The 21,474-nt window shown below is 39.8% G+C and carries 21 protein-coding genes and 1 pseudogene; 9 read left to right on the plus strand and 13 right to left on the minus strand.

Going from position 1 to position 21,474, the window contains the following annotated elements; genetic code table 11:
• Nucleotides 1-379, plus strand: a 379-nt coding sequence (locus tag AOG26_RS20025) for a hypothetical protein (protein WP_235575522.1), incomplete at its 5' end; no start/stop codon positions are given.
• A 154-nt stretch (nucleotides 380-533) separates the two neighbouring features.
• On the opposite strand, the gene queE is transcribed toward AOG26_RS20025, so the two are convergent.
• Nucleotides 534-1,199 (minus strand): 7-carboxy-7-deazaguanine synthase QueE, encoded by a 666-nt coding sequence (queE, locus tag AOG26_RS20030; protein WP_054564069.1) that lies wholly within the window; start codon nucleotides 1,197-1,199, stop codon nucleotides 534-536.
• A gap of 122 nt (nucleotides 1,200-1,321) precedes the next feature.
• On the opposite strand from queE, the gene queC reads away from it, so the two are divergent.
• Entirely contained in the window at nucleotides 1,322-2,002 is a 681-nt protein-coding gene (gene queC, locus AOG26_RS20035; RefSeq protein WP_268795049.1) for a 7-cyano-7-deazaguanine synthase QueC, read from the plus strand.
• Nucleotides 2,003-2,042: 40 nt separating this feature from the next.
• On the opposite strand, the gene AOG26_RS20040 is transcribed toward queC, so the two are convergent.
• From AOG26_RS20040 to AOG26_RS20055, 4 genes are all read right to left on the minus strand, one after another.
• Nucleotides 2,043-4,217 carry an exonuclease domain-containing protein gene (locus AOG26_RS20040; RefSeq protein ID WP_054564070.1) on the minus strand — a complete coding sequence of 725 codons (2,175 nt, stop codon included), beginning with the start codon at nucleotides 4,215-4,217 and terminating at the stop codon, nucleotides 2,043-2,045.
• Between the two features lie 66 nt (nucleotides 4,218-4,283).
• Complete coding sequence (locus tag AOG26_RS20045) at nucleotides 4,284-4,472, minus strand: DUF3185 family protein (RefSeq protein ID WP_054553751.1); 189 nt, start codon at nucleotides 4,470-4,472, stop codon at nucleotides 4,284-4,286.
• A gap of 75 nt (nucleotides 4,473-4,547) precedes the next feature.
• On the minus strand, nucleotides 4,548-5,957 hold the full coding sequence (locus AOG26_RS20050) for a sensor histidine kinase (RefSeq protein ID WP_054564071.1): 1,410 nt from the start codon (nucleotides 5,955-5,957) through the stop codon (nucleotides 4,548-4,550).
• Nucleotides 5,957-6,631 (minus strand): response regulator transcription factor, encoded by a 675-nt coding sequence (locus tag AOG26_RS20055; protein WP_054564072.1) that lies wholly within the window; start codon nucleotides 6,629-6,631, stop codon nucleotides 5,957-5,959. The genes AOG26_RS20050 and AOG26_RS20055 overlap by 1 nt, the downstream gene beginning before the upstream one ends.
• 175 nt (nucleotides 6,632-6,806) lie before the next feature.
• Here AOG26_RS20055 and AOG26_RS20060 point away from each other — a divergent pair, with 175 nt between their 5' ends.
• The 3 genes from AOG26_RS20060 to AOG26_RS20070 are packed head-to-tail and all read left to right on the plus strand — an operon-like array spanning nucleotide 6,807 to nucleotide 10,792.
• A complete protein-coding gene (locus AOG26_RS20060) occupies nucleotides 6,807-8,750 on the plus strand; it encodes an LTA synthase family protein (protein ID WP_054564073.1) in 1,944 nt (647 codons plus the stop codon).
• A gap of 15 nt (nucleotides 8,751-8,765) precedes the next feature.
• A complete protein-coding gene (locus tag AOG26_RS20065) occupies nucleotides 8,766-10,391 on the plus strand; it encodes a phosphoethanolamine transferase (RefSeq protein ID WP_054564074.1) in 1,626 nt (541 codons plus the stop codon).
• Nucleotides 10,392-10,411: 20 nt separating this feature from the next.
• On the plus strand, nucleotides 10,412-10,792 hold the full coding sequence (locus tag AOG26_RS20070) for a diacylglycerol kinase (protein ID WP_054564075.1): 381 nt from the start codon (nucleotides 10,412-10,414) through the stop codon (nucleotides 10,790-10,792).
• Here the strand turns inward: AOG26_RS20070 and AOG26_RS20075 are convergent.
• The 8 genes from AOG26_RS20075 to AOG26_RS20110 form a co-directional block, all read right to left on the minus strand.
• Nucleotides 10,789-11,022, minus strand: coding sequence for a hypothetical protein (locus tag AOG26_RS20075; protein ID WP_054564076.1), 234 nt, complete (start codon nucleotides 11,020-11,022; stop codon nucleotides 10,789-10,791). The genes AOG26_RS20070 and AOG26_RS20075 overlap by 4 nt on opposite strands.
• A gap of 64 nt (nucleotides 11,023-11,086) precedes the next feature.
• A complete protein-coding gene (locus AOG26_RS20080; RefSeq protein ID WP_054564077.1) occupies nucleotides 11,087-11,836 on the minus strand; it encodes a hypothetical protein in 750 nt (249 codons plus the stop codon).
• Between the two features lie 3 nt (nucleotides 11,837-11,839).
• Nucleotides 11,840-12,562, minus strand: a complete 723-nt coding sequence (locus tag AOG26_RS20085) for an SIMPL domain-containing protein (RefSeq protein WP_054564078.1) — start codon at nucleotides 12,560-12,562, stop codon at nucleotides 11,840-11,842.
• A gap of 56 nt (nucleotides 12,563-12,618) precedes the next feature.
• Complete coding sequence (locus AOG26_RS20090; protein ID WP_054564079.1) at nucleotides 12,619-13,848, minus strand: NADH:flavin oxidoreductase/NADH oxidase family protein; 1,230 nt, start codon at nucleotides 13,846-13,848, stop codon at nucleotides 12,619-12,621.
• 62 nt (nucleotides 13,849-13,910) lie between these two features.
• Nucleotides 13,911-14,324 carry a MerR family DNA-binding transcriptional regulator gene (locus tag AOG26_RS20095; protein ID WP_054564080.1) on the minus strand — a complete coding sequence of 138 codons (414 nt, stop codon included), beginning with the start codon at nucleotides 14,322-14,324 and terminating at the stop codon, nucleotides 13,911-13,913.
• Between the two features lie 14 nt (nucleotides 14,325-14,338).
• Nucleotides 14,339-15,304: a hypothetical protein gene (locus AOG26_RS20100; protein ID WP_235575523.1), complete on the minus strand. Its 966-nt coding sequence runs from the start codon at nucleotides 15,302-15,304 to the stop codon at nucleotides 14,339-14,341.
• 143 nt (nucleotides 15,305-15,447) lie between these two features.
• On the minus strand, nucleotides 15,448-16,293 hold the full coding sequence (locus AOG26_RS20105; RefSeq protein ID WP_054564081.1) for an HDOD domain-containing protein: 846 nt from the start codon (nucleotides 16,291-16,293) through the stop codon (nucleotides 15,448-15,450).
• A gap of 188 nt (nucleotides 16,294-16,481) precedes the next feature.
• Nucleotides 16,482-16,781: a hypothetical protein gene (locus tag AOG26_RS20110; protein WP_054564082.1), complete on the minus strand. Its 300-nt coding sequence runs from the start codon at nucleotides 16,779-16,781 to the stop codon at nucleotides 16,482-16,484.
• A 275-nt stretch (nucleotides 16,782-17,056) separates the two neighbouring features.
• Here AOG26_RS20110 and AOG26_RS20115 point away from each other — a divergent pair, with 275 nt between their 5' ends.
• From AOG26_RS20115 to AOG26_RS21005, 4 genes and pseudogenes are all read left to right on the plus strand, one after another.
• On the plus strand, nucleotides 17,057-18,847 hold the full coding sequence (locus tag AOG26_RS20115; RefSeq protein WP_054564083.1) for an ATP-binding protein: 1,791 nt from the start codon (nucleotides 17,057-17,059) through the stop codon (nucleotides 18,845-18,847).
• A gap of 227 nt (nucleotides 18,848-19,074) precedes the next feature.
• On the plus strand, nucleotides 19,075-19,275 hold the full coding sequence (locus AOG26_RS20120) for a hypothetical protein (RefSeq protein WP_054564084.1): 201 nt from the start codon (nucleotides 19,075-19,077) through the stop codon (nucleotides 19,273-19,275).
• A 248-nt stretch (nucleotides 19,276-19,523) separates the two neighbouring features.
• Nucleotides 19,524-20,903, plus strand: coding sequence for an alpha-amylase family glycosyl hydrolase (locus tag AOG26_RS20125; RefSeq protein WP_054564085.1), 1,380 nt, complete (start codon nucleotides 19,524-19,526; stop codon nucleotides 20,901-20,903).
• A 229-nt stretch (nucleotides 20,904-21,132) separates the two neighbouring features.
• Nucleotides 21,133-21,474: pseudogene (locus AOG26_RS21005) on the plus strand (hypothetical protein); the annotation flags it as partial.

Below are 21,474 nucleotides of genomic sequence, written 5' to 3' on the forward strand. Positions count from 1 at the left end.
ATATTGTTCATCTACAAGTTACCTAACTAGAACGCTTTATGCAGTGCTTTCAAGAGCCCAAAAGTATAGGGCTTACCGAAATAAGAGAGCGTTAACTATGCTATTAAAAGAAAAGTTAGTCATTTTATTAGGTGTGATTTGGTTCTCATTAGGAATGATCTTTGTTATCGGTTTCGAGCCAATTGAAAAATTTTTAATATGCCTAGGCATCTTTGTATATTTTTATAGATATATATATGCTTTTATTCTTAATAAAATAATATATGCCCCTTATACAGGTCAGAAGATCCCTTCTGTGCCTGAAAACAAAATATTGAGATTAGTATTATTTTTTCTTGGAATTTTTGTTTGCACTGGATCAACTTTCTTTGTTGGTTAGGATGGAGTTACGAGGAACATAGCAAAAAAGCGTTGCCATAGTGCAACGCTTTTTTGTTTTTAACTAGAAAGATTAAACCCCGTGTCTACTTTATCGGGGTCAGATCACAGATCAGACGGCTGACGGCTGACGGCTGACGGCTGACGGCTAAACCCTAACTAATTCCTAAATATTTATGTACTTGAACCGATAAACGCCAATTCTTTGCAATACAGGTTTCAATGGCAAGTTTAGTTGCTGAGGTTTTTTGGCTAATTGGTTGTAGATACACTAAACGCGGATTCACACCTGTTTTTAAGAATAAATCTTCGAGCTCTTCTACATGCTTTTGCATTGCCACTGGGTGTTTAATCTCATCAGCACGCTGCATTGCACTGCGTAATACTTTATAGCCACCACGCATATTAATTTTTGGTGATACAGTCACCCATGTCTGCTCAGGGACTAAAATCTCAAATGTACCGCTGGTTTCAATTTGAGTCGAATAGCCATTTGCGTGTAATAATTCACACACTGGATTTAGGTCGTACATGCAAGGCTCACCACCAGTGATCACCACATGCTTTGCGTTGTAGCCTCGCTCTATAAATAGCGCTAACACTTGCTCAGCTGTTGCTTCAGCCCAATGATCTGAGTCTGCTTTTTTCTCAACGGTGTCATCAAGTGACACTTTATATACGTTATCAACGTCCCATGTTTGTTTTGTATCACACCAAGCACAGCCCACAGGGCAGCCTTGTAAACGTAAAAAGATTGAAGGTGTACCCGTAAAACTCGCTTCACCTTGAATTGTTTCAAACACTTCGTTAATTTTGTACAAAAGACATCTCACTTACGACGCAACGGTATAAAATACATACCATCAAAAAAACCAAAAACACGCGCAAAAATTGTTATTTAGGCCCGAGCCGTGTAGTATATCGCGCCCTGAAGTAAACCTCTATCAAAAGTAAGAGCAAAACAGATATGACGCAAAAAGTAGTTGTGATTTATTCCGGCGGTATGGACTCATTTACCGTATTAAATAAAGCCCTGCAACAAGGCCACGAAGTGTATGCCCTGTCGTTCGACTACGGCCAGCGTCATGTTAAAGAGCTTAAAGTAGCTGCTCAAGTATGTGAAAAGTTAGGTGTTTCTCACAAGATTGTTGATATTTCAGCGATCAACCAGTTGATTGGTGGCTCATCACTAACTGATGATATCGAAGTACCAGAAGGTCACTACGAAGAAGAAAGCATGAAGAGCACAATTGTGCCTAACCGCAACATGATTTTACTATCACTGGCTGTGGGTTATGCGGTGTCTTTAAAAGCTAGTAAAGTTTATTACGGTGCCCATTCAGGCGATCATGCAATTTATCCAGACTGTCGCCCTGAGTTCGTACAAAAAATGGATGATGTTTGCCGTATTGCCAATTACGACGCTGTTGAAATTTTCAGCCCGTACTTAAACAATACCAAAATCGACATTTTGACAGACGGTTTAAAAATGGGTCTTGATTACAGCCAAACATGGACCTGTTACAACGGCCGCGACAAAGCCTGTGGTAAATGTGGTGCTTGCCAAGAGCGCTTAGAAGCCTTTGCTTTAAATAACGTTACTGACCCTATCGAATACGAATAACCTTATTTAAAATGGGGCAGATTAAGTTTACAAGGCGAGTTTAACTCGCCTTTTTTGATTGTGTTTGTTGAATCAGATTTAACAGTTCTGCTGTGGCAGTTGCATCAGCTAACGCTCTATGATGATTCGTTAAATTCAATTCAAAATGTGCCGCTAAGTTACCGAGCGAATATGACTTAAGCTTTGGAAATGCCTTGCGTGATTCAACTACGGTACATAGCTTTGGCATTTTAAAGCCCTGCCCGATTGCACTGTACTCTTTGCGAATAAAGCCGTAATCAAAATTTACATTATGGGCAACAAATACGCTGCCTTTTAATAGTGAGCGCAGTGTATCGGCAACCTCTGCAAAGCGTGGCGCATCACGAACCATAGCGGCGTTTATCCCCGTTAACTTGGTGATAAAAGCAGGAATACTGCGCTCAGGATTGATTAAACTCGCCCATTGTTTAATTACTTCGCCCGCTTGTAACTGCACAACGGCTATTTCAGTAATTTTATTATTACCTTGTACGCCACCGGTGGTTTCTATATCCACCACACTATAAATTCGATTCGGATCATTAAACCAATTTACCGCAACGATATTCACTGCAAAGCCATGTTGCTTTAATACCTCAATACTGACAAGTTGGTTGCGTCTTAGTTTGTCGCCAGGGGCTTTCACTTCTTCAAAGGTGAGCTTATCCCCTTTAAGCACCATCAAGTCTGGGTAGCCGTCTTTGAGCTGCTTAAAGGTTTTTGTCATTTGTAGTAAATGCGCTTTTAAATTTTCAAGCGGGCTGTGTTTTATTAATACCTCTAGCGGCTCTAACATATCGCTGTGCCACACAAACACAGCGTTAGGGGCTTCATAAAACTGCCCCACGTTTTTGCAAACATATTTATATAAGGCTTCATTACTAGTGAATTTTGCAAGCTTTTGCTCAATTTGTGTTTGTTGAACTGTGTAAAAACAATCAGCCAGCAACACCTTTGGATAAAGATCAAATTCATTACATGGCGGGTGCGGGGTCTCTATAAAGAGTTCTTGCCAGAACGTTAAGGTAAAAAAACTCAACCAAAGATTATTCTCGGTAAAAAATACTGTATTACCAAGCTGCTGATAATGCTCGCACACTCCTTGCTCTACATCGCCACGGTAAATGTCATCAATCTCTAATTGATGCTCTGTATCGATGAGCATTTGTGTTAGGCGTGAGCGTTGTTGCTTGTTATATTTACGCTGTAAAAAGTCCTCTGCAAAATACAAAATGCCATCATCTAATGGGTCTAGAATAACTTGTTCAAGCTTTTGTTCTACCCAGCTTTTATCACCTTGTTTGTAACGCTGGCGAATTGCTAGCTCTTGCGCTTCACTGCTACCTTCACAGTGCTCAAGTAATTCAAATGCAAATGCTAAGTCATGATCTTTAAGCTGCTTGTATAAGCGGATCAATAACTTGTTTTTGATACTCTGGGCTAATTCATCTTCAGAGTTAATGGCTAAAAGCGCTTGGGCTAAGTTTTGATACTGTAATTCTGACTCGCTTTCTTTGAACTGCATTCGCAGCTTATTTAATTGGTAATGCGTTTGTGCTTCGGCGAGTGTTTGAAAACGAGAGATGCTTTCACTGACATCACCACGCACTTTTGCAATTCCCAAATCACGCATCACAAAACGATTTTGATGATTGATATCACCGCCACTTAGTCGGCCGCTATGTAAAAATTCAAAGTATTCATAATACTGACTTCGGCTATTGACCACGAACTGACTAAACAACGACTCTAATTCACTGTGGTTGCGATCAATATGCTCTTTACACAGTTGGGTTAAGCGCTGTTTACTGGCTGACTTTTTGTAATCAGGTTGAGTTGCCATTAACTCATCATTTGCTAATAAGGTTAACAGGGTTGGTTTGGTTAAATGCTCAAGCAATAGATCTAATTCATCGCTGCTAGGATGTGCCACCAGCCCTTGCTGTTTTAGCTTAAAAATAGCACCGTGCAGATTAGGGATCTCTTCATAATTTAATGATGACAAAGCAACGATTTTTGGCTTTCGAGAATAAATACGCAGCAAAGTACATAAGCTTTGCTCATCAAGCTGAAGGAGTTTTTCAAGAAATGTCTGCTGCTCTTCTTTAAGCAGATGCCTGCACTGAGATTGAATAAATTCAGCAAGCTCAAAGAAGTGACTTAAATAATATTTTGCTGGTAATTGTGTTTTCATAGCCAAACCCGACACTGTATATAAGTACAGTATCAGGTATTAGCTAATTGATTTCAATGTTTGCGGTTATTTAACTTTTAAAATACCCACAATTGCGCAAATTGCGCCCCCAACCATACCGAGCCAAGCTTCAATTGGTGTATCACCACTAAACGTGCGGCTAATTTGCGCACTTGCAGAGTCATACACGTTATATCCCCATACGGCTAGCGCCACACCAATAACGATTAAAGCAATACCTATAATTTTTCCCATCGTGTTGTTCCTTATTGTTATTAATTTCTTTTTGATAACCTCAGTGTTGCACACATATTAAACACCTGCAAAGCCTTAAGAAATAATCAAACTAAAGGTTATGTTTTGCCCACTTAACGACACCTGAAGTTCAGCGTCAATTGCTTTACTTAACGCTTTGGCAATAGATAAGCCTAACCCAAAGTTATCATTAGAGGTTCTGGCACTGTCTTTTTGCCAGAGTGGATCAAATAACTGGCTCAAATCGTCTTCTGTTAAAGGTACTTTTAATTCATTTGTAACAGAGAATTGCAGCTTATCCTCTTTAGTCAGTAGCGTGCTTACAGTTACATCACTCTTGTCGGGGCTATATTGCTTTGCGTTATTTACAAGGTTGGTGATGATTGATTCAAGGGCAAATAAATTACTGACAATGGCAGGAGTATCATCTTGAAACTCAAACTTAATTCGCTCTAAATCATGTTTTTCTAAGGTACGTAAAATAACCTGGTTTAAATCACATGCATCTTGCTTTGGGAGTGCTTCATCACTGTATTTATGCAGTAATAATAAGTTTGACACAATGCTCTTTAAACGCTGGCTAATTTTTAGCACTTCGGGTTTAAAGTCTGCCTCAAACTCTTTTTCATTTGGAAAACGAATGGCCACTTCAGCCATATTAATAAGCTCAGCTATAGGCGTTTTTAACTCATGAGCAATATCCGAGGTTAAGCGTCTTTCACGAAAATAAAGCTGGCGGTTTTCCCGTATAAAGGCATTTAAGCTATCAACAATGGGTTGCAGCTCTTTAACAGGCTCTTTTATTGTTATCACTGCACTTTTATCCGCGATACTAAGCCTACTAATATCCCGGTTTAGTTTATTCAGCGGCGCTAAAGAACTGTCGACCGATTTACGCACAAATAGACGAATGAATACAATTACTGACACAGTAGAAACAACAAAAATAACGTCGATGAGCCATAAAACAAAGTCAACTTCTTCTGATGAAGCCGCATAAGCTAAGGTTATGGGTTGTTGCAAAGAGGTGTTAACGCCTTCAATAAAGTCTTCATCATCGTCTAGGTCTAAAGGCGGTATAAAGCGAGTATAAATAACCCGCCCATTGCGACCATCAGGTAACTCGGTATTGATGATTTTTGTCTCGCCAAGCTTTATTTTCTCTAGAGGTAGGTTCTTTTGTGAGAAAAGGTGCAAGCTTTCTGAACGCGCAAACACGCCAGACTGCGACCAAATTTGAAAATACTCAGTTTCTGTACTGCCAGAAAACTCAGGCATGAATTGCCCTGAAAAATCAAAATCAATTTCTTCTTCGTCAATATCAATCAATGACATAAGCATGCCGGCTTTTGATTTCAAACCACGATTAAATTCGTTATCAATCCAACTATCAACGGCGATATCGGTAGCAACTAAAATACTCAGCACTAGCCCAGTTATAGTAATCGATAATGTGGTTACTAACTTACTGCGAATTGATTTCATTATTTTCCTTGAATGATATAACCAAAACCACGCTTAGTTTGAATAGGTAACTCGCTACCTGCTGCCCTCACCTTTTTACGCGCCGATGATAAATGTGCTTCAATGGAGTTTTTTGAAACTAAGTCATATTGCCCAGCAATATAGGTACTTAACTTTTCAGCTGTGATCACTTTGTTTTGATTACTAAACAAGCACTCGACTATTTTATATTCGTTAGGGGTTAAATCGATAACGGTGTCGTTAACTTGCAAAAGTTTTAATTGTAAATTTAAAGCCAAGTTATCAATGCGGATCACATCACTGATTGTTTTCAGGCCGCCGCGACGCATTAAATTTAATAACCGTGCATGCAGCTCATCAAACGAAAATGGTTTGGTCAGGTAATCATCCGCCCCGGTGAGTAGTCCTTTTACTCTATCTTCTGGTTCTTGCTTGGCAGATAAAATAAGCACACGAACGTCGAGCTGCTTTGCTCTTATGGTTTGTAATAACGTAATGCCATCAATACTGGGTAACATAATGTCGAGTATGATTAACTCGTACTCACCAGTCATTGCCATACTCAAACCTTCAGCGCCATCGCCGGTTTCATCAATAGTAAAACCTAGGTTCTCAAGACCAATTCGTAGACTACGTCTTAATGACACCGAATCTTCTATAATCAACAATTTCATATGTTACTCATTTAGCTGAAAACCGCTTTAGTGTCATCAGGTTACGCTTTGAATCTTAAGATTCACTTAAGATTTACTGAAGTTTTTCTAGTTTAGAAAATATTAAGATTACCATAAGGATTTCTTAAGTTTCGATTCCTAGTATTGCCGTAGTTTCGATTAAGTAAGTACGACTATGACAACAAAACTTTCTGTTTTAAAACCTTTGTTCCGTTTTTCATTAATTTTAATGTCAGTTTTTATACTGTCGAGAATAGCCTTGCTTGTATGGCAACACCAAAGGTTAGCTGATGGCGATAGCCTAGCCGTTTTATTTGGCGGCTTAAGAGTCGACTTAAGCAGTTTAGGCTACTTGTCAGCCTTGGCTGTTTTAATGTTAGTCGCTGATGTGCTTTTGCGCAGCAAAACCACTTTTTTTCAACAAGTTTTTACTCTTTATAGCAGCATAGTTGTGACTTTAATCGTGGTTGTTGAGGCTTCGACTCCCGCGTTTATTACCCAGTACGATGTGCGGCCAAATCGCTTATTTGTCGAATACCTAGACTACCCTCAAGAAGTCTTTTCTATGCTATTACATGGCCACCTATTTGCCATGATAAGCACCTTAATTATTGCAACGCTTAGTTGTGTATTTACGTATCGTTATATAAATGCAGCATTTAGCAAACAGCAAGATGCTAAAACGGTAAGCCAAGTGGTGATACTCGTTACTACTTTATTAGTTTGCTTAATTAGCGCAAGAGGCACTGTCAGCCATCGCCCGTTAAACCCTGCATTAGTGTACTTTTCAAGTGACTCACTAGTTAACTCCTTGGCCCTTAATTCAACTTACAGTGTTGCATTTGCTATTAAGAATATGGGCAATGAAAAAAATGCCAGTAGTTTATACGGTACCATGCCACGTGATGAGATTTTACAAACAGTAAAGCAAGCAGCCTATAAACGGCAGTTTATCACTGAGAAAATCCCTACCCTTGCCAACAACACACCTTTTAACACAGGCAAACAAAAGAATTTAGTGATCATTTTAGAAGAAAGCTTAGGCGCACGCTTTGTTGGCGAACTAGGTGGCATAGGTGTGACTCCTGAGCTCGATAAGCTTTATCAACAAGGCTGGGGGTTTGATAACTTATACGCCACTGGCACACGCTCTGTTCGAGGGATTGAAGCGGTAACAACCGGGTTTACCCCATCACCTTCGCGCTCGGTGGTCAAACTTTCTAAATCTCAGCGTAACTTTTTCTCACTTGCTGACGTATTAACCCGCACAGGCTATACCACCCAGTTTATTTATGGCGGTGAAAGTCATTTCGATAATATGAAAAGCTTTTTCTTAGGCAATGGCTTTAGCGATATTGTCGATATTAATGACATGCAAAACCCTGAGTTTATTTCGTCATGGGGAGCAAGCGACGAAGACTTGTTCAATCAAGCTGATATAGAGCTAAGTGAGCTAAATAAATCGGGCAAACCATTTTTCAGTCTTGTGTTTACCTCAAGTAACCACGACCCATTCGATATTCCAGAAGGTAAAGTAACACTGCCTGAAGGCCACGATCCAGAAAACTACAAACGCGATCTAGCAATCAAATATGCTGATTATGCTCTTGGTAAATTCATCGCGAAGGCAAAAACGCAAGATTACTGGCAAGACACCATCTTTTTAGTGGTTGCAGATCATGATGTGCGCGTGTTTGGATCAGAGCCTGTACCGCTTAAATCTTTCCACATCCCTGCTGTGATCCTAAATAGTGATATGGATGCAAAGCGCGATACTCGCTTAGTCAGCCAAATTGATTTACCTGTTACTTTGTTATCGTTATTAGGTGTTGAGCAAGCAACCCCCATGCTTGGTTATGATTTAACCCAACAATACCCTGTTGAGCGCGCCATGATGCAGTACTACGACAACTTTGCTTACGTAGAAAATGGTGAAGCCGTGATCCTGATGCCAAACCAAAAAGTAAGCTATTGGCGCTACGACCCTACAAGTAAAACGCAAGTAGCCATCGATAACACAGATAGCAGCGTTGAGCTTGCCAAAAAAGCCCTGGCTCACGTCTTATTTAGCAATTTAGCTTATGCCGAACAGCTGTATCGCTTACCAAATAAATCGTAGCGATGAGGAATAATTATGAGCACGCAAATCAAACAACTCCTTACTAATAAATGGCACGTTAGCTACAGTCAATTTGTCTGGCTGGTGTCGTTGTACTTGGTTATTGCATTTAATGGCCTGTTTTTATTTAACATGCTTGAAGCAGCCAGCAAACCTGAACATGTCAATTGGTTATTTATAGCAAGCGTACCGTTTTTCTTATTAGCATTGACGGCAATGGTGTTAAGTTGGTTATCGTTAATCACCTTCGTTAAACCCGTGCTTTTAACAAGCGTCGTGGTTTCATCGTTGTTGTTTTATGCAACCTTAAATTACGGTGTAATCTTTGATAAAAGCATGCTGCAAAATATCTTAGAGACAAATTCAGGTGAGGCATTTTCATACCTCAATGTACAAGTTATCGCTTTTATTACTGTGCTAGGCGTACTCCCTGCTTACTTGTTTTCTCGCTTTGAAATTGTCGGAAACTTTCGTGTTCGTCTTAAAAGCTTTGCGCTTCTTAACGTTACAGCGTTTTTTGCTGTAGCTGTTATTGCCGTTCCTTTTTATAAAGATTACGCCTCTGTAGGTCGTAATAATCGTCAATTAACCAGCTACATTACCCCCTTTGCATTTTACACTGCGGGCTATAAGTACCTGCGCGATAATTATTTTTATCCACCTCTACCATTTAAAGTCTTAGATAAAACACCGCACCTATTAGCTAAGCAACAAAGTTCACTGACGATTATGGTGGTAGGTGAAACAGCGCGTGCAGCAAACTTCTCACTGCAAGGTTACGACAAGCCAACTAATCAATATACCCCTAAACTTGGCGTTAAATATTTCAGTGATGTTAGTTCATGTGGCACCGCAACGGCCATTTCTGTACCTTGCATGTTCTCGCGCTTAGACCGCAATCACTATGATTCACGCATCGCGCAAAGCCAAGAAAATGCCCTAGATATCATTCAACGAAGTGGTGTCGAAGTAACGTGGATTGATAACAATAGCAGCTGTAAAGGGGTTTGCGTACGGGTAAACTCAGAAACGGTAGAACCAACAAAGAGCAACCCACTTTGTGACGGACGCTATTGTTTTGATGAAGTACTGGTTGAAGAGTTAGCTGCAAAGCTTGCCAAAAGTCATGCGAAGCACCAATTAGTTGTACTACATATGATTGGTTCACATGGACCAACCTACTATCGACGCTATCCAGAAAAAGACAGCAAATTCTTGCCTGATTGCCCACGTAGCGATATCCAAAACTGTAGCAGTGAGCAACTTACCAATACATATGATAATACCATTGCTTATACCGACCTAGTGCTGAGTAAACTTATTAATTTACTGCAAAGCAGTAAGGCGAATGACAAAGCCCTACTGTATGTTTCAGATCACGGTGAATCACTGGGTGAAAAAGGCTTGTACTTACATGGCTTCCCGTATGCATTAGCACCTAAAGAGCAAACTCAAGTGCCTATGCTGTTTTGGAGTAATAAACTAGCCGATACCCGCTTTAATCAATGTATCGAACAGCAGCGTAACCATGCTTTTTCACACGATAACATTTTTGACACCCTGCTTGGCTTAACCCATGTACAAAGCACTGAATATCACCCAGAGCAAGATATCTTTAATGCTTGCTCAACTCAAAGCTAACGAAATAGAGACTTCATACTATGCAATTTGATAGCACTAACAAACCCATTGGCATTAAACGTATTCGCCTCGCATTCAAAAACTCCCAACGAGCATTCACGTGGTTAGCAAAGCATGAGTCTGCTTTTAAACAAGAGCTGATACTGTTAATCCTTGCAATAGCAGTGGTTTTTGTCTGGCAGATTAGCCTGTATGAAAAAATCATGCTGCTTGTATCTGTGCTATTTGTGATGTTTGCTGAAGTCGTCAATACGGCAATTGAAGCCGCCATAGACCGAATAGGCCTTGAAATTCATCCATTATCAGGCCTAGCTAAAGACTTAGGATCCGCAGCCGTACTGATTGCTCTAACAATTTGTGCGTTGGTATGGGGCGGCGTGCTTGTTAATAACCTATGCTAACTCGCTTTTTTATCATCAGGGGTGTCATTACAAAGTGCACAGTGGCGCCCTTTAGATGAATGATATAAACGGGTTGCGATAAAAATGGCCGTTGCAATAAATGACCAAAGTAGCGCAAAGCCTAATGCGCTCATTGTCTCGTGACCTTTTAGAATTTCCACCATAAATAACAAAATTGCCACCAGCGTAAAAACTTTAGTGGTTCTTAGTATCCAAAATTTTGTACCCACAACTTACTCCTTTATAAGAGGCTCCTTAGAAAGGATAAGTGTAGTTCAAAACAAGAAAAACAACCTAAAAACTTGAAGCAGGCTCAGACAATATCTGTACATTATTTTTAAATACCTCTAAAAGCCCCGGCGGTGAGTGCTCAGTACCAAGCACGGTAACATGACAGACATAACGATAACCGTTGTTAGTAAAGGTGTAAAAATGATTGCCCCCACTGCCATCAAAACTTAACGTACCGCCGGTGATCACAAGGCTTGGCTCATCTTGCATAGATTGATCTGTTTCCCATGCTGCATAGCGGTAATGATTACCTGCCAGTTCATCGATACGAATTAAATGCTGTTTTGTTTGCCACGTTAGTATCGGCTTTGTAAATTCACGAAGGCTTTTGTGTAATACTTGTTTTTGCTCGTCAATCAGCACTTCGCGTTGTGCTTTTTCTGACTCTGATTCATAAGGCACAGCCCAAATAGAGCCATCAAAGTCTAACCACAATTTGCCTGAATCAAACATAATGCCGCGCCAACCCATCATTTCCCAATCATGGCGAATATTTGAGTTCACGATTTTTTCAACAAACTCTTTATCAAAAATTTGCTCAAAGTTTTCTATAAGCATTTGTTCATTTTCAATTCCTGGTAGCGGCTCTTTACGCTGCAGTGGATAATGCACTCGCTTGGCAATGGCAGCTTTATCACCCGACTTAAAGGCCGCAACCACAGGTTTGACAATTTTTATGTGTTTTGTTGCGGCAAAACTACTGAATGCCATCAACAAAAGGAATAGATAAACGCTGTGCTTTAAAAACTTCATCAATTACTCTACTACCAAATCAAACACAACATTGACACTTGCTCTGAAGGTAATCGATTCTTGTAAATACTTACCTTCTGGTACGGTATTAATACGTGAGCCCGTGACCATAATTCGTTCTATATTTGTGTTGCTACCATAGCCAAAGTGACTACCTACCTCTTGCGATTGAATACTATACACCCGACCAAGTTTCGCTTCGAATGCGCTTGCAAGGCTACTTCCCTGCTGTTTGGCATTCGCAACTGCTTTATCAAGAGCTGCTTGCTCGTAATCTGAGGCTTTGGTTGATAAAAGTTGAATGTGCTCAATTTGATTGACACCCACTTTAAGCGCAAAATTTAAAAATCGGTCCAAAAGAGAGAGTTGTTTAAGGGTGACTTTAACCTTACGCGTGGCTCGAAAACCATCTTTAACATGGTTATCGTTTTCGTCATAGCGCATATTGGGCTCTACAAATATCCGCCCCGCAGAGATACTTTTTTCGTCTATAGAGAAATTATTTAAGCCCGCCAGGAGTTCATTTACTTGAGCATCGACTTGCTGCTTAGCCTGCACACTTTCGCTTTTTACAGCTTCAAACTCTAACGTGATATCAGCCCTGTCGGGGGCGGTACGCACAACAGCCTCACCTTTAACAACAATATGGCGATTATCCGGCAGACTTGTTGCAGCCATTGCAGAGCTGGTACATAAAACCAGTGGTAACAAAGATTTAAGCATCATAACCTCTCCCTAGAAAAAGCTATGATGCCTTGCCTGAGCAAAAATGTACACTCAGTTCAGCCGTTACTGCGGATAAATTTTAGGTACCTCTTTACTCTAAATACATCATTAATTTGTTGCTTTATGAACGCCCAGATTGGCCAAACGTTAGGATTTGCCTGTTTGTTCTTACCCAAACGCGTTAATTGATACTTTACCATTGCCATATTCGCAACCGAGGCAAGTGGTTTATTCTTCCAGGTAATTGCTGCAAGTTCTGGTGTAACGTGTGAGCCATTTCGCCACTTATCAACTAATGCTGGCTCAATTGCAAGTGCTGTCGCAATACCGACCATATCGACGCCTTCTGCAATAACCTGATCTGCCACTGATTTACGTTTAATGCCACCTGTGATCATAATTGGCATCGTCGCAATTTCACGAATTTCTTTAGCAAACTCTAAAAAGTACGCTTCACGAGCCAACGTTCTGCCATCCCGTGCACTGCCTTGCATTGCTGGCGCTTCATAACTACCACCTGAAAGCTCAACTAAATCAACATTTAACTCACCTAGCATAACAACCACTTGCTTGGCCTCGTCAAGAGTAAAACCACCGCGTTGAAAATCAGCTGAGTTTAGTTTTACCGCAACCGCAAAATGCTCACTCGTTGCGGCTTTAATTTGCTTAACAATTTCAATTAACAATCGAGCGCGATTAGCAAGGCTTCCACCCCATTGATCACTTCGCTTGTTAGTTAAAGGAGATAAAAACTGGCTCAATAAATAGCCATGCGCCGCATGCACTTCAACACCCGAAAAACCAGCTTTTTCGGCTAATGTCGCTGTTTTTACAAACCGTGTGATGATGTCTTGAATTTTGGCTTCATCCATCGCTTTAGGTGCCGAGAAGTAACTCGACATTTTACCCATGTCCATTTCCACTGCTGAAGGCGCCCATGTTTGCTGCTGCAAACTTGCTGGCATTTGTCGGCCAGGATGATTAATTTGCAGCCAGAACTGTCCACCATTTGCCTGCCCTATTTTTGCCCACTGCTGAAATAAAGCTAGGTGTTTATCATTTTCTAATACCACTCCACCTGGGCCTGTCATCGCTTTACTATCAACCATAACATTGCCCGAAATAATAAGCCCTACACCACCGTCAGCCCATGCTTTATACAAGTTAAAAAGCTGAGTTGATGGAAGTAAATTTGCATCAGCTAGGTTTTCTTCCATCGCTGCTTTTGCAACACGATTTGGAATAACAGAACCATTCGGTAATTTAAGTTCAGAAAATAAGGTCATAACAGTCTCCATAGTTGGGAATGTCAAAACTATAAGCTTAAAGTAAACTTTAAGGTCAATAGCTATTTGTCATTTTTTAACCCCATTTGTGTCAGAACACGTTTAGCATTATCTGCACAATCCATATCATCTGGCTTTGCATCAATTTCTGCGAGGATCGCTGTTAAGCGCTGTTTATTTTCGGCTAACTTTGCTTGTAATTGCTCGATATCCATCACTTTTTGTTTTAATGCATCAATAAGGTGAGCATGTTGCCAACCAGATAAATCCGCCGGTAACAGTGCTTTTAATTCATCTAGGCTAAAACCGGCTTGTTGCCCACTGACTATTAAGTTTAAAACGACTTCAGCTTCTTCAGGATACGAGCGATAGCCATTTGCTTTACGCTCAACCATTTTTAGTAAACCAATATCCTCATAAAAACGAATTTTAGACGCGCTAAGACCCGTTCGTTTTGCAAGCTCACCTATTTTCATTGTGTAACTCCTGTCTAGGGTTTAGCTTTAAAGTATGTTGGTGCATATAACGCACTTTGAAAATCAGGTACGTACTCATATTTGATCATACTGCCTAAATCAAGTGAGCGAATAAACTGTGATAATTCTCCCTGACGCAGCTCAAGGCTTACATCTTCATCAGATGTGCTTGATGCATAGCGTAAATATCGATTATCCGCATAGCCCGTTGTTAACTGCCCTTGTTGATTGTGATTCATAAAACTATTTCGAACAAATTTCTCATCGGTTGATTCATCGCTTAGCTTTTTACCTGTGATGATCACATCAGGCTGATTGGTGGCATTATCAAATAATGAAAACGTAAGTGTCTTAGGAGTATTTTTATAGCTAATTTTAGTGGTCCATTTAGGTAGATTATAGCCCACTACACCACGCACTCTCGCGAGCTCTGTATCAACGGGTAGCTTTAAAACAACACCCCAAAAGTCATCATTCCATTGGTTATTAAGTAACGAAATAACGCCTAAATTCCACGAATCTGGCTTGGTGGTGATCACTGAAATGGCTAGCTCATTGTATGTATCATTATCGCAGTAATGATAAGCATAAGCCGTTATTGCAACTAACCCTCGCCCTGGCCATAAACTTATTGGCTCAACATGCTCTAAAACACTGGCTGGGATCAATGAGGTTAATACATCAAGATCCGCGCTGAATACTGCAGTAATTTTACTGTTCTTATAGTAAAAATTTGGTGAGTAAGACTCAAAGCCCATGTCTACTTTTTGCTTTTTTATGGTTTTAAACCATGACAAATCAACACTGGGAGCCTGCTCAGCTATCACTGATAATGGGGGGTTAGAGCGATATTGGTCATACAAACCACCTTCAACAACAGGCACTTTTTCACCTGCCAGCTCAATTGTTTTAGTAGCGCTTTCTACGTAACTTGTTGTTAGTAATGCAAGCAATAAGATTAGGTTTTTGATAGTTGTCATTTTGCACCTCGTTATTCATTAAGATACAAAAACTCTAACTTTAAAGCTCACTTTAAGGTCAAGATAAAAAAAGCGAGTGATGATAACTCACCACTCGCAAACTCATCGAAGTTAAGATGATAGGAAATAAACGCTAATTGGCTTTAACTTGCCATCGCATTGTCGACGTAATCTTCGACCATATCGGCAAAATCTTGATCAACAATACCCAGCTCTGCAAAGCACTGCTCTTTAATTTTGAACCACTCGCTCGAATACTGTTGGTGGCGGGCATAGTCCACAGCACTCTCTGCACATTTTAAGATGGCGTACGCCATACGTTGTTGTTCATCATTGTTTTGCTCTAAAAAGTGCGTGTTATGATGATTTAAAATAACGTGACAAAGTGGCTTAGGTAGGTGCCAAGATACCGAAATAAAATAGCCAATCACCGCGTGGTCGCACTGATAACGTGCTTGTTCTAGGTCGGTAATCGCATACTCTTTAGCTAAATTTGCTTGCTTAAGAACCTCAACATAATCTTTAAATTTTAATGCCATAGCCGCAATACCGACATTATGAAAAAGCCCTAATGAATAAAGTTCGTCCACTGGCATTAATGACTTATAACTGTTACCAAGCTGCACACAGGCATTCGCAACTTCAACTGACTCATCCCAAAAGCGCTCTAAGCTAATACAGGCATTGCCTTTAAAATTTTGCTTAAGCAAGGCCAAGGTTACTAGCCGATTAAGCTGATCTAAGCCTAAAAACATCGCCGCTTGGCGTATATCACTAATGGTGCGTTGTAAACCAAACACCGGGCTATTTATTGTTTTTAATAATAAAGCTGAAAGACTGATGTCTCTTGATATTAGCTGAGCTATTTTATCTAAGCTTGCATCCGACTTTTGCATTTCATCAGCAATTTGGCTCAATAGTTCAGGTTTTGGTGGAATATGAAAACCGCGTTCAAGCGAAACTAGGCGTTGTTCATCTAAGTTGATCATTTGCCCAAGAGCCTCCGTTAATAAGCAACGAGCAATTTAATGGTTTAGATGTGTAAAATAACCTAGGAACTTTGCCTTAGTATTGTTTGAGATCAATGTGTTGCGAAGAAAGGAAGATTAATTATTGAAAAGCTAACACGGCATATTATAGCAAGTTGCTATTATATGCCGTCTTTTTGAAGATTTGCTTAGTGAGCAAGTACGCTAAGCCACTCATCTGGGTTTACTAAAATAAACTCAAATACATCGTTGTTATTTAAAGTAATGCGAATTCCATCTGCTGTAATTGGTAGAATCCCCGCGCCTTTACCTGAACACTTATCAACGTTATTGATGTGCGCTCGTGAAAGTGTGTATGGACCTAAGCCTAATTCTTTATTAAACGGTTCAAAAACAATTTCTTGTTCTGTAACTAAAAGCTTACCATCCGCTTTTGCGACACCTGATTGAATAGTTGCTATTGATTCTTTGACTGTTTGCGCGTGCATATCCTTTACTCCACCTAACAATGAGTGTGACTTACACTCAATTAAATCATAAAAATTGCGTACCAACTTAAGATACAGCAAGTACAAAAAAAGTACAGTGTAATTGATTGCAAAGTTTTTTATGAAGAGCTAATTATTCGCTTTAAATTAATTTTACCTTAGTTGTTAAGGTTTTTTTGTTCTCATAAAAAATCGTTCTGACTTTAGGCCCTTCTTATGTGAACAAAAAAAATACTGCTATGCTTAAATTAACAACAGATAGGTGCGGTAAACTGATGACAAAAGCGTTGCAGCAAACTAAAAACAAGTTAAAAATGAATGCAATTATAGTGATTGCATTATTAACGTCGCTCACTGTTACCTCATTATTCTTTTACAAAAATGTCGACTCACAATGGCATGACTATTCAAAAACCGCCGCTAACGTTTATGTACTTCACGACAAGCTAATTCAAAAACTCGGGTATGGTGGCTTTATTCACCATTTTAAAAACCTAGTGCTCAGAAAAAATACAGAACTGTATCTTCCCCCCATTGAAAAGGAACTCATCGAAATAAAAGAGATCCTTGCCAAGCTTAGCGCAATAAAAGAATACGATCAGACTGCGCTTACTGACGTTAAAAAAACGGTCAGTGATTATGAAAGTAAAGTCGATATTGTTTTAAAGATGATTGCTGATGGCGCGACAAGCGAGCAAATAGACTCTATAGTAAAAGTAGATGACACAGCTGCTTTGAAGGCACTTGCCGCGTTCGAGCAACATGTAAACTTAATGCTTAAAGATAAAAGCATCGCCATTGATGAAAACTTCCAAATTGCTTACATCGTGCATGTGTTAACAATCATATTGCTCACCAGCATATTGCTTATTTACTTTAGAAAACTCTCAAACTCTTATAAACAACAAATTGAGCTTACTGAGCGAGCTTTAGAAGGCGCGAGAATAAAATCAGAATTTTTAGCCAACATGAGTCATGAAATACGCACCCCACTTAATGGCATTATGGGGCTTTTACAAATTTTGCAGCCGAACATTCAAAAACCGAAAAATATAGAAGTTGTTTCTAAGGCGTTGTTTTCTTGTCGCTCACTCCTTACCATCATCAACGATATTTTAGACTTTTCGAAAATGGAGGCGAACGAGCTTTATATTGAACAGGTAGATTTTTCGATGTCGAAGGTCGTTGAGTCAATCAATTCTGATTTTCTGCCGCTTTGTAACGAAAAAGCAATTGAATTAAATATAGATATAGACGATGACGTTGAAGATTTATGGGTAGGAGACCCAGTTAGGGTTCGGCAAATTATTTTAAATCTGGTTTCTAACGCCGTTAAATTTACCGAGCAAGGTGGCGTGCAAGTAAAGATTAATAAATCTTCGCAAAACCAAAAGCAAGGTGTTGAGATAGAAGTGATTGATACTGGCATTGGTATGAATAAAGAGGGTTTAATGCACCTGTTTAACCGTTTTCAGCAAGCCGATAACAGCATAACGCGGCGTTTTGGCGGGACAGGATTAGGCATGTCGATCACCGCTAATCTCATTAACCGTATGAACGGTCGTATTGATGTAGACAGCGCACTCGGTAAAGGCACCCATTTCACGGTTTATTTACCGCTCAAAGTATCTGAAAAGCAGCACTTACATGATAGCTTTACCGATGTAACCGCACCTGTCTTATCGGCTAAAACCTTATTAATAGCTGAAGATAACCCGCTCAATACCATGATCATCAAGTCGATGCTTGCAGAAACCAACGCTGATCTTCACTTTGCAAAAGATGGCGCTGAAGCAGTCGAGCTATTTAAACAACTCAATCCCATTTTAGTTTTAATGGATATACAAATGCCTACTATGGGGGGTATCGAAGCCTGCTCACATATTCGCAGCATTGATAAAGAGGTGCCAGTTATTGCCTTGACTGCCAACGTGATGAAAGAAAATATCATCGAATACATGAATTGTGGTTTTAATGGCCACGTAGGCAAACCTATTGAAAAGCATTTACTATTTAAAGCACTGCATGACGTGATTGCTGTTAGCCGCGACGAGCTCATAGACTAGGCTTCCCAAGCAGAAAAATCATTAATTTCTATTTATTTTCAATAAATTACAAGTTTACTTCAACGTTTCCCCTGCTGATTCAATATCGTATGATTTTTATCCTATATTGATTGACTTGGCTAAAAAGATCCCTCATAGTCGAAAAAATCATCAGTACACATTAGACCAAATTATAAAACCAAGTAGCAATTAAAATGCTATCAACAAAAATGTGGAGGAGATGCGTTATGAACCGTAAGTCAAAATTAATCTACCGTATTATGCTGGCCTCTAAGCTTCATAGCCGTAATAAAGAGATATCACTCGATAAACTAAAACAAGGCTGCTGCCTAAGTGACTCTGAATTACTAACCATTATAAAAGAGCTGGAAATTAAAAAACTGATCAGTTGGGATGCCAGTAAATCTACTTTTATGATTTCAGCCTAGCTCGGCATATTTAAACGACAGCTTAGCTTTTTCTTGCTGTCGTTTTTAGATATTTCCCCACCCTATTTAATCATTTAAGTATTTAGCTACCACCTACCTCTAATTAAGCTTTTAAATAAGACCTTAATCGATTATGTAACCACATTGTGAATACGTATGCATTTAATTGTAAATATTAGCTCAGGGTATATATTTAGTCGAAGTGTTGTTTTTTCATGCAACACCTTAATTCGACAACAAGGCCTGATATGAATTCATTGCTAACCAAAAGTTTGCTTATATTATTACTAAGCCTACCTACTGCATGTACACACACTAAAACTTCAAACAGTGCCTATGAGCCCAAGCCTTACGTAAAGCTTACTCATCCTGAGTGGTCAAAAAATGCGGTGCTTTATCAATTAAATACGCGCCAATTCACTAAAGAAGGCACCTTTAATGCTGCACAGCAGCAATTGCCACGCTTGAAAGAGTTAGGCGTTGATATTATTTGGCTTATGCCCATAAACCCGATTGGTGAAGAAAACCGAAAAGGCAGTTTAGGTAGCCCTTATTCTGTAAAAGATTACCGTAAAGTAAACCCAGAGTTTGGCACATTAGAAGACCTTAAAGCATTTGTGAACAAAGCCCATGAAATGGGGATGTATATCATTTTAGATTGGGTAGCAAATCACAGTGCTTGGGATAATTGGCTTCGATATGAGCACCCCGATTGGTACGACCGAGACTACAAAGGCCAATTTAGACCGACACCGTGGTGGGATTGGTCTGACATTATCGATTTTAATTATTCAAAACCTGCAGTACGTGAGTACATGACAGAGTCGATGAAATATTGGGTAAAAGAAGTCGGTATTGATGGCTATCGCTGTGATGTGGCAGGCTTTGTGCCCGTAGACTTTTGGAATAACGTCCGTCGTGAACTCGATGAAATAAAACCAGTATTAATGCTGGCAGAATGGGAGTCTCGTGATTTACATGCTGAAGCCTTTGATATGACTTACGCGTGGTCATGGTCTGAACACATGCACAAAATAGTCAACGGCCATGCAGATGTCAGCGCCCTCTTCGTTTATTACTCATGGAACGAAAGTGCATTCCCAGCCGAGGCTTACCGCCTTGTGGGTGTTGCCAACCATGACACAAATGCATGGGAAGGCACCATGTTCGAAAACTATGGCGCTGCACTTGAAGCCGTCATTACATTATCTGTCGTTGGCGAAGGCTTCCCTATGATTTACAACGGCCAAGAAGCAGGTAACGATAAACGCCTCGCTTTTTTCGAACGTGACCCAATCAAATGGAAAAAGCACCCTATTGGTGATTTATACCAATCACTATTTGCACTCAAACATAGTAATGAAGCACTGTGGAATGGCCAATTTGGCGGCCGCATGGTACATGTGCCAAACAGCGCACCAAAACAGGTGCTTAGCTTTGTTCGTGCAAAAGGAAAAGATAAAGTATTTGCCGTATTCAACTTATCGAAAGAGCCACAAACAGTTAACTTTAAAGAGCCATTGTTTTTGGGTAAGTACACAGATGCTTTCTCAAAACAGGCAATAGAATTTACTCACACAACAGAACTAACAATTCCAGCATGGGGGTTTAGAGTGTTTATAAAATAACTCGCTCTCCTTAGCTTACTCACTCCAATGACCAAATTTGATCCCATAACCAAAACTATGGGATCAAATAATCAATTACTTTACTAACTAGACACCCACATTAATTTCTATTACTTCACAGCGTTAAACCTATGAAAAAATAACCTCTAACTAGACACCCAATTTAATATTTCTCACTTCTCATAATTATGACTAAACTTAAATTGTTCAACTCATGGAGGAGAAGAGCATGGCAACCCCCCGTAGAAGCTTAATTAGCGTTTCAAACACGCCTTACTACCATTGTATTTCACGCTGCGTTCGTCGCGCTTATTTGTGCGGAAAAGACCCACTTACGGGTCGTTCATATGAACATAGGCGGGGTTGGGTTGAAAAGAAACTACTTCAACTTGGCAGGATATTTTGTATTGATATTTGCGCCTATGCTGTAATGAGTAATCACACTCATCTGGTTCTTCACATTGATATAGCAAAAGCTAAGCGTCTAAATAATAAAGCGATTCTTATTAGATGGCACAAATTATTCAAAAGTACATTCCTTTGCCAACGGTTCTTAAATGGCGAATTACTA

The organism is Pseudoalteromonas sp. UCD-33C (assembly GCF_001306895.1).
GTDB lineage: Bacteria > Pseudomonadota > Gammaproteobacteria > Enterobacterales > Alteromonadaceae > Pseudoalteromonas.

Excerpts from the sequence above, each read along its gene's own strand:
- AOG26_RS20080 (WP_054564077.1), bottom strand. The coding sequence starts at position 11,836 with ATGAAGTTTTTAAAGCACAGCGTTTATCTATTCCTTTTGTTGATGGCA.
- AOG26_RS20090 (WP_054564079.1), bottom strand. The coding sequence starts at position 13,848 with ATGACCTTATTTTCTGAACTTAAATTACCGAATGGTTCTGTTATTCCA.
- AOG26_RS20125 (WP_054564085.1), top strand. The coding sequence starts at position 19,524 with ATGAATTCATTGCTAACCAAAAGTTTGCTTATATTATTACTAAGCCTA.
- AOG26_RS20040 (WP_054564070.1), bottom strand. The coding sequence starts at position 4,217 with ATGAAAACACAATTACCAGCAAAATATTATTTAAGTCACTTCTTTGAG.
- AOG26_RS20095 (WP_054564080.1), bottom strand. The coding sequence starts at position 14,324 with ATGAAAATAGGTGAGCTTGCAAAACGAACGGGTCTTAGCGCGTCTAAA.
- AOG26_RS20070 (WP_054564075.1), top strand. The coding sequence starts at position 10,412 with ATGCAATTTGATAGCACTAACAAACCCATTGGCATTAAACGTATTCGC.
- AOG26_RS20055 (WP_054564072.1), bottom strand. The coding sequence starts at position 6,631 with ATGAAATTGTTGATTATAGAAGATTCGGTGTCATTAAGACGTAGTCTA.
- AOG26_RS20100 (WP_235575523.1), bottom strand. The coding sequence starts at position 15,304 with ATGACAACTATCAAAAACCTAATCTTATTGCTTGCATTACTAACAACA.
- AOG26_RS20050 (WP_054564071.1), bottom strand. The coding sequence starts at position 5,957 with ATGAAATCAATTCGCAGTAAGTTAGTAACCACATTATCGATTACTATA.
- AOG26_RS20085 (WP_054564078.1), bottom strand. The coding sequence starts at position 12,562 with ATGATGCTTAAATCTTTGTTACCACTGGTTTTATGTACCAGCTCTGCA.
- AOG26_RS20115 (WP_054564083.1), top strand. The coding sequence starts at position 17,057 with ATGACAAAAGCGTTGCAGCAAACTAAAAACAAGTTAAAAATGAATGCA.
- AOG26_RS20065 (WP_054564074.1), top strand. The coding sequence starts at position 8,766 with ATGAGCACGCAAATCAAACAACTCCTTACTAATAAATGGCACGTTAGC.
- AOG26_RS20120 (WP_054564084.1), top strand. The coding sequence starts at position 19,075 with ATGAACCGTAAGTCAAAATTAATCTACCGTATTATGCTGGCCTCTAAG.
- AOG26_RS20060 (WP_054564073.1), top strand. The coding sequence starts at position 6,807 with ATGACAACAAAACTTTCTGTTTTAAAACCTTTGTTCCGTTTTTCATTA.
- AOG26_RS20105 (WP_054564081.1), bottom strand. The coding sequence starts at position 16,293 with ATGATCAACTTAGATGAACAACGCCTAGTTTCGCTTGAACGCGGTTTT.
- AOG26_RS20045 (WP_054553751.1), bottom strand. The coding sequence starts at position 4,472 with ATGGGAAAAATTATAGGTATTGCTTTAATCGTTATTGGTGTGGCGCTA.
- AOG26_RS20110 (WP_054564082.1), bottom strand. The coding sequence starts at position 16,781 with ATGCACGCGCAAACAGTCAAAGAATCAATAGCAACTATTCAATCAGGT.